Below are 14,129 nucleotides of genomic sequence, written 5' to 3'. Positions count from 1 at the left end.
GCACCCGCCACACATCCCTTGTGGGAGCGAGCCTGCTCGCGATGACCGCGGCACATTCAGCATTGCTGTTTCAGGCAGACCGCTATCGCGAGCAGGCTCGCTCCCACAGTTTTGATTGACGGTGTTCACGCATTTTGCACCCGCCACACATCCCTTGTGGGAGCGAGCCTGCTCGCGATGACCGCGGCACATTCAGCATTGCCGTTTCAGGCAGACCGCTATCGCGAGCAGGCTCGCTCCCACAGTTTTGATCGGGGTGTTCACTGATCCGGTGTCCGCCTCAGATCCCCCTTTGGATTTCAAAACTCAGGCAGCGCTGGCCGCAGGTGGGCTCGAAGGCCTAGACTTCGCCAGTCTTCAACCCAGGAACGCCCCGTGACTTCTATCTTCTGGTACGACTACGAAACCACCGGCATCAACCCGCGTTGTGACCGGCCCTTGCAAGTGGCGGGGATCCGTACCGATTTCGAACTCAATGAAATCGACGAGCCGGTGAACCTGTATTGCCAGCCCAGCGAGGACATCCTGCCGCATCCGGCGGCTTGTGCGATCACCGGCATTACCCCGCAATGCCTGGCCGACAAAGGCTTGACTGAAGCCGACTTCATGACCCGTATCCACGGGCAACTGGCCGCGCCCGGCACCTGTGGCGCCGGTTACAACACCCTGCGCTTCGACGACGAAATGACCCGCTATAGCCTCTATCGGAATTTTTTCGACCCGTACGCGCGCGAGTGGCAGGGCGGCAATAGCCGCTGGGACCTGATCGACCTGGTGCGCGCCGCCTATGCGCTGCGCCCCGAAGGCATTGTCTGGCCGCAAGAGGAGGGCCGCGTGACCCTCAAGCTGGAGCGCCTGACCGCCGCCAATGGTATTGACCACGGCCAGGCTCACGATGCGTTGTCGGACGTGCGCGCGACGATCGCCTTGGCCCGTCTGATCCGCCAGAAACAACCCAGGCTTTACGAGTGGCTGTTCCAACTGCGCAGCAAACAGAAAGTCATGGATCAGATCCGCCTGTTGCAGCCTATGGTGCATGTTTCCGGGCGTTTCTCGGCCGCGCGCAACTACATCGGGGTAGTTTTACCATTGGCCTGGCACCCGAAAAATCGCAATGCCCTGATTGTCTGTGACTTGCACCTGGACCCGCTGGGTTTGCTGGACCACGATGCTGAAACCCTGAGGCAACGTTTGTATACCCGCCGTGAAGAACTGCTCGAAGGCGAGTTGCCGGTGCCTCTCAAACTCATTCATATCAACAAGTGCCCGGTGGTCGCGCCGCTCTCGGTGCTGCGTGCCGAGGACCAGCAGCGGCTGCAACTGGACATGGACGTTTATCAGGAGCGTGCGCTGCGGCTAACTGACGCACAGCAAGTTTGGCAGGACAAACTTCAGGCCATTTATGGTCGCGAGGATTTCACGGCCAGTGAGGATCCCGAGCAGCAGTTATACGCAGGCTTCATCGGCGACCGCGATCGTCGATTGTGCGAGCAAGTCCGCATGGCTGACCCTGCTCAATTGGCTTCAGAACACTGGCCTTTTGATGATGAGCGTTTACCGGAGTTATTGTTCAGATATCGCGCGCGCAACTTCCCTGAGACCTTGACCGGCGAAGAGCAGGAGCGTTGGAGACTTTTCTGTCAGCAGCGTTTGTCCTCCCCGGAATGGGGGGCGCCTAATACCTTGCAAAGTTTTGATGAGGCGATGGAGGAATGGATGGCCGTTTCCACGCCATTGCAGCGCGAGGTACTCATAGAGTGGCAGGGCTACAGCCAGCAATTGCGTAAACGTTTAAGCCTTTGAGTGGCGATGAAGTGGGTAAATCGCAGGCATAAAAAAACGCCAGCAATCGCTGGCGTTATTCTGTTCGCATAAAGCGGCGCGAACCGGTGAGGCTTAGCCCAGCAGGGTTGCCCAACCTTCAACCACGTCACCGCCCCACTTGGCTTTCCACTCTTTCAGAGTCTTGTGGTTGCCACCTTTGGTTTCGATGACTTCGCCGTTGTGCGGGTTTTTGTATTGCTTAACTTTGCGAGCGCGTTTGGTGCCGGTAGTTTTTACGGCGCCACGGGTTGCCTTGCTCGATTTGGCTTCTGGATCCAGCATAGCAATGATGTCACGCAGCGATTTCTGGTATTCGCCCATCAGCGTGCGCAGTTTGCCTTCGAATTCCAGTTCTTTCTGCAGCTTGTCGTCTTTAGACAGAGCTTTCAGGCGTTCTTGCAGTTCTTTGATTGCTTCTTCGGTGCTGCGGTATTCATTGATCAAGGACATGAGGACTACCTTATGTAGGACGCGGGTGACAAGGAGACAGTGAGGCAATAGTAATCAGACAGTTTCATCAAGTAAACATTTAACCGATGTTTTATTTAATTAATTAGTGCAGCCTCGCAAAAACGGCGTTGCAGTTAAATACTGAAACACAGTCTTCACATCTGCTCACAAATATAGCGTGTTGCCAAAGGTCCGGCCCATTGCTGCCCGGGCAGACAAATGTGCGCGGCGTGTCATCGATACTGCAGTTTTGCCGCGCAATGGCTAGAATGGCCGCCTTTGTGAAGTTCTGGAGTTCCCCTAATGCGCACTTTTCGGCTGGTGATCGCTTGCCCGGACCGCGTCGGCATCGTTGCTAAGGTCAGTAATTTTCTGGCGTCCCATAATGGTTGGATCACTGAAGCGAGCCATCACTCGGACACTCACAGTGGCTGGTTTTTCATGCGTCACGAAATTCGTGCCGACTCGCTTCCCTTCGGCATCGAAGCCTTTCGTGAGGCATTCGCACCGATTGCCGAAGAGTTTTCGATGGACTGGCGAATCACCGATACCGCGCAAAAAAAACGCGTGGTGCTGATGGCCAGCAAAGAATCTCACTGCCTGGCAGATTTGCTGCACCGCTGGCACAGCGATGAGCTCGATTGCGACATTGCCTGTGTCATTTCCAACCATGACGCCTTGCGCAGCATGGTGGAGTGGCACGGTATCCCTTATTACCACGTTCCGGTCGACCCACAGGACAAGCAGCCGGCGTTTGCCGAAGTTTCGCGGCTGGTCAAACAGCACGACGCCGAGGTGGTGGTGCTGGCCCGCTACATGCAAATCCTGCCGCCTTCCTTGTGCAGCGAATACGCGCACAAGGTCATCAATATCCACCACAGCTTCCTGCCGTCGTTTGTCGGTGCCAAGCCGTATCACCAGGCCTCGATGCGGGGTGTGAAGCTGATTGGCGCCACCTGCCACTACGTGACCGAAGAGCTGGACGCAGGGCCGATCATCGAGCAGGACGTTGTGCGCGTCAGCCACAGCGACAGCATCGAAGACATGGTGCGTTTCGGCCGTGACGTGGAAAAAATGGTACTGGCGCGCGGCTTGCGTTATCACCTGGAAGACCGAGTGCTGGTGCACGGCAACAAGACCGTGGTGTTCTGACTACACTGCAAAGGGCCTGGGCGAGTGATCACCAGGCCCTTTTTTCATGAGGTTCGCCATGACCGATCCATTGGACAAAGCCACCTCCCGAGCCCCGGCGACCCTGGGCGAGGGGTGCCTGAGCCGTTACGATCCTGAAGCGTTGAGCCCGGAGGATGGCACGGAGTTTCCCGACGCTGCGCAACTGTGGAAACAAATGCACCCCGAGGACGAACCAGCGCCTGCAAAGCCTGAAAGCGGTGAAGTCTAAATAGGAGTCACGCCTGTCGCAGCTTGATCAGTTTCTTGATCAATGGTCGCCCGACCATCAAAAAGAACACGGGGCCACCGGCGACCAGATAAAAGTAATAGGTCACCGCCCGCCAGATCAGAATCGCCGCTGCGGCCGTGGATTTGCCCACCATGGGCGCCAGCAGCGCCGCCGAGGTCAACTCTGCCGCCCCGGCGCCACCGGGCAGCAGGCTGAACTGCCCTGCGCTCAAGGAGAGCATCTGGATCAGAAAGCTCCAGGCCCACTGCAAATCCGCCCCCAGTCCTCTCAACGCCAGATACAACACGCTGTAGCGCAGGGCCCAGTGAAGGCAGGTCAGGCCGAAGACCTGGAACAGGGTCTGACGGGGCAATTTCAGGGTGTCGGTAAATGCCGCCAGAAAGTGCAGGATCTTGCGTCCCCAGCGTTGGCGAGTGGCGGTCTTTACCCGCAGATGTCGCAATAACCGAGCGCCCAGCAGAATCAGTTTGCGGTGGTAGCGGGCCACCAGCACGCAGCCGAACAGTCCGCCAAACAACGAGAAGGCACTCAATGCCAGCATCCATTCGATGCTCTGGCTGAGGTTCTGGAACAAGGCATAAAACAGGATGCCGACCAAGGCGCAGAGGAAAAACAGCAGATCGCTCAACTGATCCATGGCAAACACCGCGCTGCCATGGGCCGGACGCACGCCGTTGCGCGCCAGCAACGCCATCAGCGTCAGCGGCCCGCCACTGCCGCCGGGCGTGGCACACATGGCGAACTCGGTAGACATGACGACGCCAATGCTTTTCAGCCGGCCGATGCGCCCGCGGTGTTCACCCAGCAGCAAACGCAGGCGCACGGAGTTCAAGCCCCAGCACAGGACAATCATGCCGAGCATGGTCAGCAGCAGTGACAAGGGAAAGCGCTGCACCCGCGACCACATCTCCCCGCCACCCATCAACCACGGCACCAGTAGCGCCAAGAGCAAGGCGGCGCCCAGCCATATCAGCCGTTTCATGCCGCGTCGCTGACCCGCAGGCCCTGGGTCGCCAGCCATTGGACCTTGGTCATCGGCACGCGGCCGTCGTTGAGCAGACGTTCGAGGGTGCGCAACCAATAATCCCGGGAGAACCCATGGCGCATGTCGACGGGATGCAGGCCAAGGCGAATGACTGGCGCCTGACGCCAGCGCTGTTCACGTTGATCATTGATGACTTTGGAAAGGCCACGGCGCCAGGCGCTGCGGGCGCTCCATACCAGTCCCGGAGCGTCGATCGGGGTGAAGTCCGGCAAGCGATAGAGATGCTGGGGATCGCTGGTGTAACTCAGTGGCAACTGGCGCAGTGCCTGGCGCGTGCCTTCGCTCATGAGCCAGGCCGGAGCGACGAAACCCTCCAGTGGCCACTGGTAGCGCTGGAAGGTTTCGACACCCGCACGCAGGCGGGCGAGGGCCGCCTCCTCGGACAGGCTGTAAAACTCGCCTTCGTGGGTATATACCCGGCGCATGAACCAGTCCTTGGGATGAGTCGCCGGCGGGCCATCGTCGCAATGGTAGTAGCCGTGCAGCACCAATTCGTCGCCGCGCTCGACCCGGTTGTCGAGCAGGCGCCGAAAACCTGGGTGATTCTCCAGCGCATTGGCGTGGTGGAAGTCCGGCACCACCAGCCAGGTCATTGGCACCTGGCCGAGGGCGTCGACAGCTTCGACGAAGGGCTGGTAGTCGGGCCAGGTTTGCGGCGCCACGTCATGCAGCACCAACAGTAGGCTGGGCGATTGATTCATCGACACGGACTTCACCTCAACCATTGGCCAACAGGGGCAGTTGTTCACCCAGGACGCTGTGGTAGTGGCCCAACAGGCTGTTGACCACCGAGTCCCAGGCGTAGTGACGCTCAACGTGCTGGCGCGCCAGCACACCGCGTCGCTGACAGCCTTCGGCAAATAGCTGCCGCACGGCGTTGGCCATGGCCTGTGGATTGTCGGGCGTGCATAGCAGGCCGCAGTCTTCGTGGACGATTTCGGTGAAGGCCCCGGCCGCCACCGCCACCACGGGGATGCCGCTGGCCATGGCTTCGAGGATCACCAGGCCGAAGGTTTCCTGGTCACCGGCATGCACCAGAGCATCGGCGCTGGCCATGAGTCGGGCAACTTGCGGCGCCGGACAGAACTCATCGACCACCGTAACGTTGTCCGGGACCACGGCGGGCATGGACGAACCCACCAGCAGCAGGTGGTAACGTTCGCCCAGGCGTTTCATGCACTTGAGCAGCACCGGCAGGTTTTTTTCCCTGGAGCCGCGACCGGCGAAAATCAGCAGGCGCGTGTCTTCGGCAATTCCCAGTTCGGCACGCAGTTCCGGGTCGCGGGCGGCGGGGTTGAAGGTTTGCAGATCCACGCCCAAAGGCTGCACGTAGACGTTCTTGACCCCCAGCCCGATCAACTTGTCGGCCATGACCTGGCTCGGCGCCAGGACCCGGTCGAAATTGCCGTACAACTTGCTGACATAGGCTTCGATGTTGGGCGTGAACCAGTTGCCCATGCGGTTGCTGACCAGCAGCGGCAGGTCGGAGTGATAGAAACCGATCACCGGCACATCGAGCTGGCGCCGGGCATCCAGGGCAGCCCATGCGGTGAGGTAGGGATCGCCGACTTCAATCAGGTCCGGTTGTAAATCACGCAGGACATTGCGCCAGGGCGCCAGGCGAAGCGGGAAGCGGTAGCCCTTGCCGAAAGGCAGGGCGGGGGCCGGAACCTTATAGATCCCGTCGTGCTCGCTCAGATGCGCGCCAGGGATCAACAGACTGTGACGAATTCCGGGCCGATCACTCAGGCGCCGGTGCTTGGCATCCAGATAAGTGCGCACGCCGCCGCTGGCGGGGGCGTAGAACATGGTTATGTCCGCTATGTGCACGATGAACATCCCTCCGGTCTGTATTCTCCTTTGTTGACCTTTAGTAAGAATAGATGTTCGGTTGGGGTTGTGGGCGGTGGAATGTCTGTCAGCAGTGTGTCGTTTGAGAGGGGCCTATCGCTAGCAGGCTCGCTCCCACCATGGATCTGTGTTTTGCACAAAACCCCGTGGAAGCGAGCCTGCTGGCGATGACGTCAGATGCGGAAACTGCCCACCAGTTGCTTCAACCGCGCCGCTTGCTGCTCAAGGTCTGAGCAGGCGCGCAATGTCGATTGCAGGTTCTCCACGCCTTCCTGGTTCAGCGTGTTGATCTCGGTGATGTCCACGTTGATGGATTCCACCACGGCCGTCTGCTCCTCGGTGGCGGTGGCCACTGACTGGTTCATGCCATCGATTTCACCGATGCGCTGGGTCACGCTGTTCAGGCGCTCGCCGGCCAGGTTGGCGATTTCCACGCTTTCCTGGCTGTGGCGCTGGCTGTCGTTCATGGTCGTGACCGAATCCCGGGCGCCGACCTGCAACTCCTCGATCATGGTCTGCACCTGTTGCGCCGATTCCTGGGTGCGGTGGGCCAGGTTGCGCACTTCATCGGCCACCACGGCAAACCCGCGCCCGGCCTCACCGGCCCGGGCTGCCTCAATTGCAGCATTGAGGGCCAGCAGGTTGGTTTGCTGGGAAATGCTGGTGATCACCTCCAGGATCTGGCCAATGTTCACGGTTTTGCTGTTCAGCGATTCAACGTTGCTGCTTGAGGCACTCAGCAAGTCGGACAAGCGATTCATCGCGGCAATGCTGCGATCCACCACTTGTTGGCCGTCTTCGGCCAGGCCACGGGCGTCGCTGGCCTGATGGGAAGCTTGCGCTGCATTGCGGGCGATTTCCTGAGCAGCGGCGCCTAATTGATTGATGGCCGCGGCCACGCTGTTGGTGCGACTGGCCTGCTCGTCGGAATTGACCATCGAGGAGTTCGACGCGCTCACCACCCGCAAGGCGACTTCGTTGACGTGTTCGGTGGCCGAGGACACTTCGCGGATCGAATTATGGATACGTTCCACGAAACGGTTGAACGCCGTGCCCAGAATGCCGAATTCGTCCTGATTCTGGATCGTCAGGCGTTTGGTCAAGTCGCCGTCGCCATCGGCAATGTCTTCCATCGCCCGGGTCATCACATGCAGCGGCTGGATCAGCAAGCGGATCAACATGCTCAGCAGCGCAATGATGAACGCCACGGCAATGACCGTCGCCACGACGGCCGAGGTGCGGAAATCGCTGAGCATCGAGTAGGCCTTGTCTTTATCCACCGACACGCCGACGTACCAGTTCACCGAGGGCAGGCCTTTGATCGGCGTGAAGGTCACGATGCGCGTATGGCCATCGACTTCGACTTCGCTGATCTGGTCGCTGATCTTCGGGGTGTTCGTCGGGTAGGCTTCGGCCAGGGTTTTCATGACCAGGGCTTTATCCGGGTGTACCAGAATCTTGCCGTCGGCGCTGATCAGGTAGGCATACCCCATGCCGTCGAAATTCACGGTCTTGAGGTTGTCCACAATGGTCTGCAGGCTCAGGTCGCCGCCCACGACACCGACATTTTGCGTGGCGTTTTTCGAGGCGCTGGCGATGGAAATGATCAGCCCGCCGCTGGCAGCGTCGATGTAGGGTTCGGTCAGGGTCGAGGTGCTGCTGCTTTGTGCGCCTTTGTACCAAGGACGTACGCGCGGATCGAAACCGTCAGGCATCTTCGCATCGGGGCGAATGATGAAACTGCCCTGGGCATCGCCAAGGTAGGACGCCATGAAGGTCGAGGTCAGCGCTTTCTGTTCCAGCAGGTGGGTGACGCTGCTCGGGTCGGGGGTGACGGCGATGTTCTGGGCCAGGTTCTCGATAAGCAGGATGCGGCCGGTCAGCCAGGTCTGAATGTTATTTGCCGTGACAGCACCCATTTCATGCAGGTAGCTGTCCAGATCGTCACGGATGGCATTGCGTTGCAGGTAATCGTTGTAGGTCGTGAAGGAAGCGAAGGCTGCAATCACGATGAGCGCGGCGGCTATTAGAATTTTATGGCTAAAGCGCAGGTTTTTATTCATGGCACGGGGGTCCGCTAAGTTCTTGATACGCTAAGCGTGCTTATATATAAGCGCGCAAAAATGGCTTCATAGTGAAAAAAAGCTGATATTTCCTCCTCTCCTTAGGGAATTATCCGACCTTGTTTCAGTAGGTCTGTCGCTTTAGATATCGGCCATGCAAGGCCATAGATTAACCACAGGTGACGAAATGCCTGACTCATCGCAACTTGTTATTGGCGCCGACCTTGCCGGCCAACCCATCGCCCAGGCCCTGCGTCTGGCTAACCGTCATGGTCTGGTGGCAGGTGCCACCGGCACCGGCAAGACCGTCACCTTGCAACGCCTGGCCGAGACGTTCAGCGATGCCGGCGTTGCGGTATTCGCCGCAGACATCAAGGGCGACCTGTGCGGCCTCGGCGCCGCCGGCAACCCCCAAGGCAAAGTCGCCGAGCGTATCGCCGGCATGTCCTGGCTCGGCCACAAACCCCAGGCTTATCCGGTGACCTTGTGGGACATTCATGGCAAGTCCGGTCATCCGCTGCGCACCACCCTGAGTGAAATGGGCCCGCTGTTGCTCGGCAGCCTGTTGGAACTCACCGACAGTCAGCAATCGGCGCTGTACGCGGCCTTCAAGGTTGCCGACCGCGAAGGCCTGTTGCTGCTGGATCTCAAGGACTTGAAGGCACTGCTCAATCATCTCAGGGACAACCCTGAGCTGCTGGGGGACGACGCCGCTTTGATGACCACCGGTTCCAGCCAGGCTTTGCTGCGGCGCTTGGCCACATTGGAGCAACAAGGCGCGGATGCGCTGTTCGGTGAGCCGGCCTTGCAGCTTGAAGACATCCTGCAACCGGCCAGCGACGGCCGCGGCCCTATCCATTTGCTGGACGCCAGCCGTCTGGTGCATGAAGCACCAAAAGTCTACGCAACGTTCCTGCTCTGGCTGCTGGCCGAGTTGTTCGAGCAATTGCCCGAGCGCGGCGACGCGGACAAACCGCTGCTGGCGCTGTTCTTCGATGAGGCCCATCTGCTCTTTGCCGATACCCCCAAGGCGTTGCAAGAGCGGTTGGAGCAAGTGGTGCGGCTGATTCGCTCCAAGGGCGTGGGGGTGTACTTCGTGACCCAGTCGCCAGGAGACTTGCCGGACGACGTGCTGGCGCAGTTGGGCCTGCGCATCCAGCACGGCTTGCGGGCCTTCACCACCAAGGAGCAGAAATCCCTGCGGGCGGTGGCGGACGGTTTCCGGCCCAACCCGCAATTCGATGCGCTGACGGTGCTGACCGAGCTGGGTATTGGCGAAGCTTTGGTGGGCACTTTGCAGGAAAAGGGCACGCCGCAAATGGTCCAGCGTGTGCTCGTGGCGCCGCCACAGTCGCGGATCGGGCCGTTGACCGAAGTTGAACGCGCCGGGCTGATCGCCCGTTCCCCTTTGCAAGGGCGTTATGACAAACCCATTGATCGCGAGTCGGCCTATGAAGTGCTGATGGGGCGCAAGGGCTTGGAGCCGCAAGCCGAAGAGGCACAGGGCAAGGCGAGCGCTGAAGAACCGAGTTTCACCGACAAGGCCGGGGAATTTCTCGGTACGGCGGCCGGCCAGGCATTGAAATCGGCGATGCGCCAGGCCGCCAATCAGTTGGGACGGCAACTGGTACGTGGGTTGATGGGGTCGTTGCTGGGGAGCAAAAAGCGCCGGTAACCGGCTCGGCACAGTTCAACATTGTGGGAGCGAGCCTGCTCGCGATGGCGATTCAACAGGCGCCAAATGTACCGACTGATCTGCCGCTATCGCGAGCTGGCTCGCTCCCACAATTGATCTGTGTCGTACACAAAATCTGTGTTCACTGAAGATCTCCTGTGGGAGCGAGCTTGCTCGCGATAGCGATTCAACTGGCGACCTGGAAGTCAATCCTTGGGCCGCGCATGTGCCGCCAACCGCTCCAGCGCCGCCCGCAGGTTGGGGTCGGTGATGCCATCGGCGGTGGCCTGGATGGTGGCGGCTGCGTCGGTGGACAAGTCCAGCGTGTGCCCCTTGACGGCGACTTGCACCGTGGGCGGTTGTACCTTGAACAGAATCCGCGTCAGGCCGGCAAATTCCTCGAACGCCTGCAATTGCCTCAGCAGGCGCTTTTGCTGATAGCGCAAGCGCGTAGCCCAGTGACCGTCCGTGACGATCAGCAGCAGGCTGCCTTCGCGCCAGGAGGCCACGTGGCAGTGCTCGCGAGCGGCGGGCTGTAGTTGGCTGTCCAGCAGGCGCTGCAAGTGACCCAGTCGTTTGGCGTGGCCGAAGATGGCTTTCAGCGGTTTGGCTTCGCGCAGCAGAACGGCGGGAACCTTGGCTGGAAGAGGGCGAAAGGCCATGAACGAATACCGCAAGTGACAGAGGCGCCATGGTAGCAGAAAGCGCCGAGTACGCCGCGACCGCTCGCCGCGGGCGCCCTTGTCCGCGCAATCAATGAATAACTTCTCTCGTTTGTGGGTTGAAGTTCGCGCAAAAGCCCTTATTTTAGGGAGGCCCCGTCACAGCGCTGTGCCAGCATCGTGGAATAACGCCACTTTCCTCACCATCGTTTCCGGGTAGAATGCTCGTTCGCATGCGGCCATGAGGGCTGCACGGGCGACTCACGGGGCCGCCCTCCATCCCTTTAGTGTGGAAGATCCTGCCGATATGTTTGCGCCTTTGTTAAAGAAACTTTTTGGAAGCAAGAACGAGCGTGAAGTCAAACGCATGCTCAAGACGGTACAGATCGTCAATGCCTTCGAAGAGCAAATGGTGGCCCTTTCGGACGATCAGTTACGCGCCAAGACTGCCGAATTCAAGGACCGCATCGCCAAGGGGGAAACCCTTGACCAGCTCCTGCCCGAAGCCTTCGCGGTTGCCCGTGAAGCCGGCAAGCGGGTGATGGGCATGCGTCACTTCGACGTTCAGTTGATCGGCGGCATGACCTTGCACGAAGGCAAGATCGCTGAAATGCGTACCGGTGAGGGCAAGACCCTGGTGGCGACACTGGCGGTATACCTCAATGCACTGTCCGGTAAGGGCGTGCACGTGGTGACGGTCAACGACTACCTGGCCCGTCGTGATGCCAACTGGATGCGTCCGCTGTATGAATTCCTCGGCCTGACGGTCGGCGTGGTCACGCCGTTCCAGCCGCCGGAAGAAAAACGCACCGCCTACGCTTGCGATATCACCTACGGCACCAACAACGAATTCGGTTTCGATTACCTGCGCGACAACATGGCGTTCAGCATGGATGAAAAATTCCAGCGTGAACTCAACTTTGCCGTGATCGACGAAGTCGACTCCATTCTCATCGACGAAGCCCGTACCCCGCTGATCATTTCCGGTCAGGCCGAGGACAGCTCCAAGCTGTACATCGAGATCAACAAGTTGATCCCGCAGCTGGAACTTCACGTCGAAGAAGTCGAGGGTGAAGTGACCAAGGCCGGCCATTACACGGTCGACGAGAAGACCCGTCAGGTCGAGCTCAATGAAGCCGGTCACCAGTTCATCGAGGAAATGCTCACCCGCGTCGGCCTGCTGGCCGAGGGCGAGAGCCTGTACTCGGCCCATAACCTGGGCCTGCTGACCCACGTCTATGCCGGCCTGCGTGCGCACAAGCTGTTCCATCGCAACGTCGAGTACATCGTCCAGGACGGCCAGGTCGTGCTGGTGGATGAGCATACCGGCCGGACCATGCCGGGCCGTCGTCTGTCCGAAGGCCTGCACCAGGCCATCGAAGCCAAGGAAGGTCTGAACATCCAGGCCGAAAGCCAGACCCTGGCCTCGACCACTTTCCAGAACTACTTCCGCCTGTACAACAAGCTGTCCGGCATGACCGGTACCGCCGACACCGAAGCGTTCGAATTCCATCAGATCTACGGCCTGCAAGTGATGGTGATCCCGCCTAACAAGCCGCTGGCCCGTAAAGACTACAACGACCTGGTGTTCCTCACCGCCGATGAGAAATACGCGGCGATCATCGCCGACATCAAGGAATGCATGGCCCAGGGCCGTCCTATCCTGGTGGGTACCGCCACGATCGAAACCTCCGAGCACATGTCCGCATTGCTCACCAAGGAAGGTATCGAGCACAAGGTCCTCAACGCCAAGTTCCACGAAAAAGAAGCCGAGATCATCGCCCAGGCCGGTCGCCCGGGTGCCCTGACCATCGCCACCAACATGGCCGGCCGTGGTACCGACATCCTGTTGGGCGGCAACTGGGAAGTGGAAGTCGCCTCCCTGGAAAACCCGACGCCCGAGCAGATCGCGCAGATCAAGGCCGACTGGCAGAAGCGTCATCAACAGGTGCTCGAGTCCGGCGGTTTGCAGGTGATCGCTTCCGAGCGTCACGAATCGCGTCGTATCGACAACCAGCTGCGTGGCCGTGCCGGTCGTCAGGGCGATGCCGGTTCCAGCCGCTTCTATCTGTCGTTGGAAGACAGCCTGATGCGTATCTTCGCCTCTGATCGGGTGAAGAACTTCATGAAGGCCCTGGGCATGCAGCCGGGCGAAGCGATCGAACACCGGATGGTCACCAACGCCATCGAGAAAGCCCAGCGCAAGGTCGAGGGTCGCAACTTCGATATCCGTAAGCAATTGCTGGAGTTCGACGACGTTAACAACGAACAGCGTAAAGTGATTTATCACATGCGTAACAGTTTGTTGGCCGCCGACAACATTGGCGAAACCATCGCAGATTTCCGCCAGGACGTGCTCAACGCAACCGTCAGCGCCCACATTCCGCCGCAGTCGCTGCCTGAGCAGTGGGATGTCGCCGGTCTGGAAGCTGCCTTGCAGAGCGACTTCGGCGTGGCGTTGCCGATCCAGCAATGGCTGGACGAAGACGATCACCTGTACGAAGAAACCCTGCGCGAGAAGCTGCTGGCCGAACTGATCGCCGCGTACAACGAGAAAGAAGACCAGGCCGGCGAAGAAGCGCTGCGCTCCTTCGAGAAGCAGATCGTACTGCGGGTGCTGGACGACTTGTGGAAAGACCACCTGTCGACCATGGATCACTTGCGCCATGGTATCCACCTGCGTGGTTATGCCCAGAAGAACCCCAAGCAGGAGTACAAGCGCGAGTCGTTCACGCTGTTCTCCGAGTTGCTGGATTCGATCAAGCGCGACTCGATCCGCGTGTTGTCCCACGTTCAGGTTCGCCGCGAAGACCCGGCCGAAGAAGAAGCCCGTTTGCGTCAGGAAGCCGAAGCCTTGGCCGCGCGCATGCAGTTCGAGCACGCCCCGGCCCCAGGCCTGGAAGTTGCCCAGGAGGAGGGCGCCGAGGTGGATGTTGCCTTGGCGACCGCGCCGGTACGTAACGAGCAGAAGCTGGGCCGCAACGAGCTGTGCTATTGCGGTTCGGGCAAGAAATACAAGCATTGTCACGGGCAGATTCAGTAACACCCGTTTCAAGCGCTGAACGACCCGCGCCGCGACCGGCTTTCAGCCGTCGCGGCGTTTTGCCATTTTGATTCGCCGTCTCGATTAGGCGGT

11 protein-coding genes and 1 pseudogene are annotated in these 14,129 nt (G+C 59.7%); 5 read left to right on the top strand and 7 right to left on the bottom strand.

From position 1 onward, the window contains the following. Positions 1-375: 375 nt before the first annotated feature. A complete protein-coding gene (sbcB, locus tag AC3I65_RS20710; protein WP_047227095.1) occupies positions 376-1,803 on the top strand; it encodes an exodeoxyribonuclease I in 1,428 nt (475 codons plus the stop codon). 93 nt (positions 1,804-1,896) lie between these two features. On the opposite strand, the gene mvaT is transcribed toward sbcB, so the two are convergent. After that, entirely contained in the window at positions 1,897-2,274 is a 378-nt protein-coding gene (gene mvaT / locus AC3I65_RS20705; RefSeq protein WP_047227094.1) for a histone-like nucleoid-structuring protein MvaT, read from the bottom strand. A gap of 303 nt (positions 2,275-2,577) precedes the next feature. On the opposite strand from mvaT, the gene purU reads away from it, so the two are divergent. After that, positions 2,578-3,426: a formyltetrahydrofolate deformylase gene (gene purU / locus AC3I65_RS20700; protein ID WP_092393378.1), complete on the top strand. Its 849-nt coding sequence runs from the start codon at positions 2,578-2,580 to the stop codon at positions 3,424-3,426. Positions 3,427-3,484: 58 nt separating this feature from the next. After that, positions 3,485-3,676, top strand: coding sequence for a hypothetical protein (locus AC3I65_RS20695; RefSeq protein WP_047227092.1), 192 nt, complete (start codon positions 3,485-3,487; stop codon positions 3,674-3,676). Positions 3,677-3,683: 7 nt separating this feature from the next. On the opposite strand, the gene gpgF is transcribed toward AC3I65_RS20695, so the two are convergent. The 5 genes and pseudogenes from gpgF to AC3I65_RS20670 all read right to left on the bottom strand — a co-directional run. Then, the gene (gene gpgF, locus AC3I65_RS20690) at positions 3,684-4,679 is read right to left on the bottom strand and encodes a glucosaminyl phosphatidylglycerol flippase (protein WP_047227091.1); all 996 of its coding nucleotides are present in this window, start codon (positions 4,677-4,679) and stop codon (positions 3,684-3,686) included. After that, the gene (gene gpgD / locus AC3I65_RS20685) at positions 4,676-5,443 is read right to left on the bottom strand and encodes an N-acetylglucosaminyl phosphatidylglycerol deacetylase (protein WP_173407516.1); all 768 of its coding nucleotides are present in this window, start codon (positions 5,441-5,443) and stop codon (positions 4,676-4,678) included. Before gpgD ends, gpgF begins: the two co-directional genes overlap by 4 nt. A gap of 16 nt (positions 5,444-5,459) precedes the next feature. Further along, positions 5,460-6,581 carry an N-acetylglucosaminyl phosphatidylglycerol synthase gene (gene gpgS, locus AC3I65_RS20680; RefSeq protein ID WP_047227089.1) on the bottom strand — a complete coding sequence of 374 codons (1,122 nt, stop codon included), beginning with the start codon at positions 6,579-6,581 and terminating at the stop codon, positions 5,460-5,462. A gap of 185 nt (positions 6,582-6,766) precedes the next feature. Continuing rightward, on the bottom strand, positions 6,767-7,531 hold the full coding sequence (locus AC3I65_RS20675) for a methyl-accepting chemotaxis protein (protein ID WP_370695207.1): 765 nt from the start codon (positions 7,529-7,531) through the stop codon (positions 6,767-6,769). A gap of 93 nt (positions 7,532-7,624) precedes the next feature. Beyond that, positions 7,625-8,656 (bottom strand): annotated as a pseudogene (locus AC3I65_RS20670) (HAMP domain-containing protein); the annotation flags it as partial. A gap of 187 nt (positions 8,657-8,843) precedes the next feature. Here AC3I65_RS20670 and AC3I65_RS20665 point away from each other — a divergent pair. Continuing rightward, on the top strand, positions 8,844-10,331 hold the full coding sequence (locus tag AC3I65_RS20665) for a helicase HerA-like domain-containing protein (protein ID WP_076383684.1): 1,488 nt from the start codon (positions 8,844-8,846) through the stop codon (positions 10,329-10,331). Positions 10,332-10,537: 206 nt separating this feature from the next. On the opposite strand, the gene AC3I65_RS20660 is transcribed toward AC3I65_RS20665, so the two are convergent. Then, a complete protein-coding gene (locus AC3I65_RS20660; protein WP_047227086.1) occupies positions 10,538-10,993 on the bottom strand; it encodes a DUF721 domain-containing protein in 456 nt (151 codons plus the stop codon). Positions 10,994-11,300: 307 nt separating this feature from the next. Between AC3I65_RS20660 and secA the strand changes: the two genes are divergently transcribed. After that, complete coding sequence (gene secA / locus AC3I65_RS20655) at positions 11,301-14,036, top strand: preprotein translocase subunit SecA (protein ID WP_047227085.1); 2,736 nt, start codon at positions 11,301-11,303, stop codon at positions 14,034-14,036. Positions 14,037-14,129: the final 93 nt, after the last annotated feature.

The organism is Pseudomonas sp. N-1-13 (genome assembly GCF_057787095.1).
Note: the sequence above shows the minus strand (reverse complement) of the source record. Positions and strands in the feature narration are given on the sequence as shown.

Bases quoted from the DNA above. Each gene is read 5' to 3' on its own strand.
- gpgF (WP_047227091.1), bottom strand. From the start codon at position 4,679: ATGAAACGGCTGATATGGCTGGGCGCCGCCTTGCTCTTGGCGCTACTG.
- gpgS (WP_047227089.1), bottom strand. From the start codon at position 6,581: ATGTTCATCGTGCACATAGCGGACATAACCATGTTCTACGCCCCCGCC.
- secA (WP_047227085.1), top strand. From the start codon at position 11,301: ATGTTTGCGCCTTTGTTAAAGAAACTTTTTGGAAGCAAGAACGAGCGT.
- AC3I65_RS20675 (WP_370695207.1), bottom strand. From the start codon at position 7,531: ATGGTCAATTCCGACGAGCAGGCCAGTCGCACCAACAGCGTGGCCGCG.
- mvaT (WP_047227094.1), bottom strand. From the start codon at position 2,274: ATGTCCTTGATCAATGAATACCGCAGCACCGAAGAAGCAATCAAAGAA.
- gpgD (WP_173407516.1), bottom strand. From the start codon at position 5,443: ATGAATCAATCGCCCAGCCTACTGTTGGTGCTGCATGACGTGGCGCCG.
- purU (WP_092393378.1), top strand. From the start codon at position 2,578: ATGCGCACTTTTCGGCTGGTGATCGCTTGCCCGGACCGCGTCGGCATC.
- AC3I65_RS20660 (WP_047227086.1), bottom strand. From the start codon at position 10,993: ATGGCCTTTCGCCCTCTTCCAGCCAAGGTTCCCGCCGTTCTGCTGCGC.
- AC3I65_RS20665 (WP_076383684.1), top strand. From the start codon at position 8,844: ATGCCTGACTCATCGCAACTTGTTATTGGCGCCGACCTTGCCGGCCAA.
- AC3I65_RS20695 (WP_047227092.1), top strand. From the start codon at position 3,485: ATGACCGATCCATTGGACAAAGCCACCTCCCGAGCCCCGGCGACCCTG.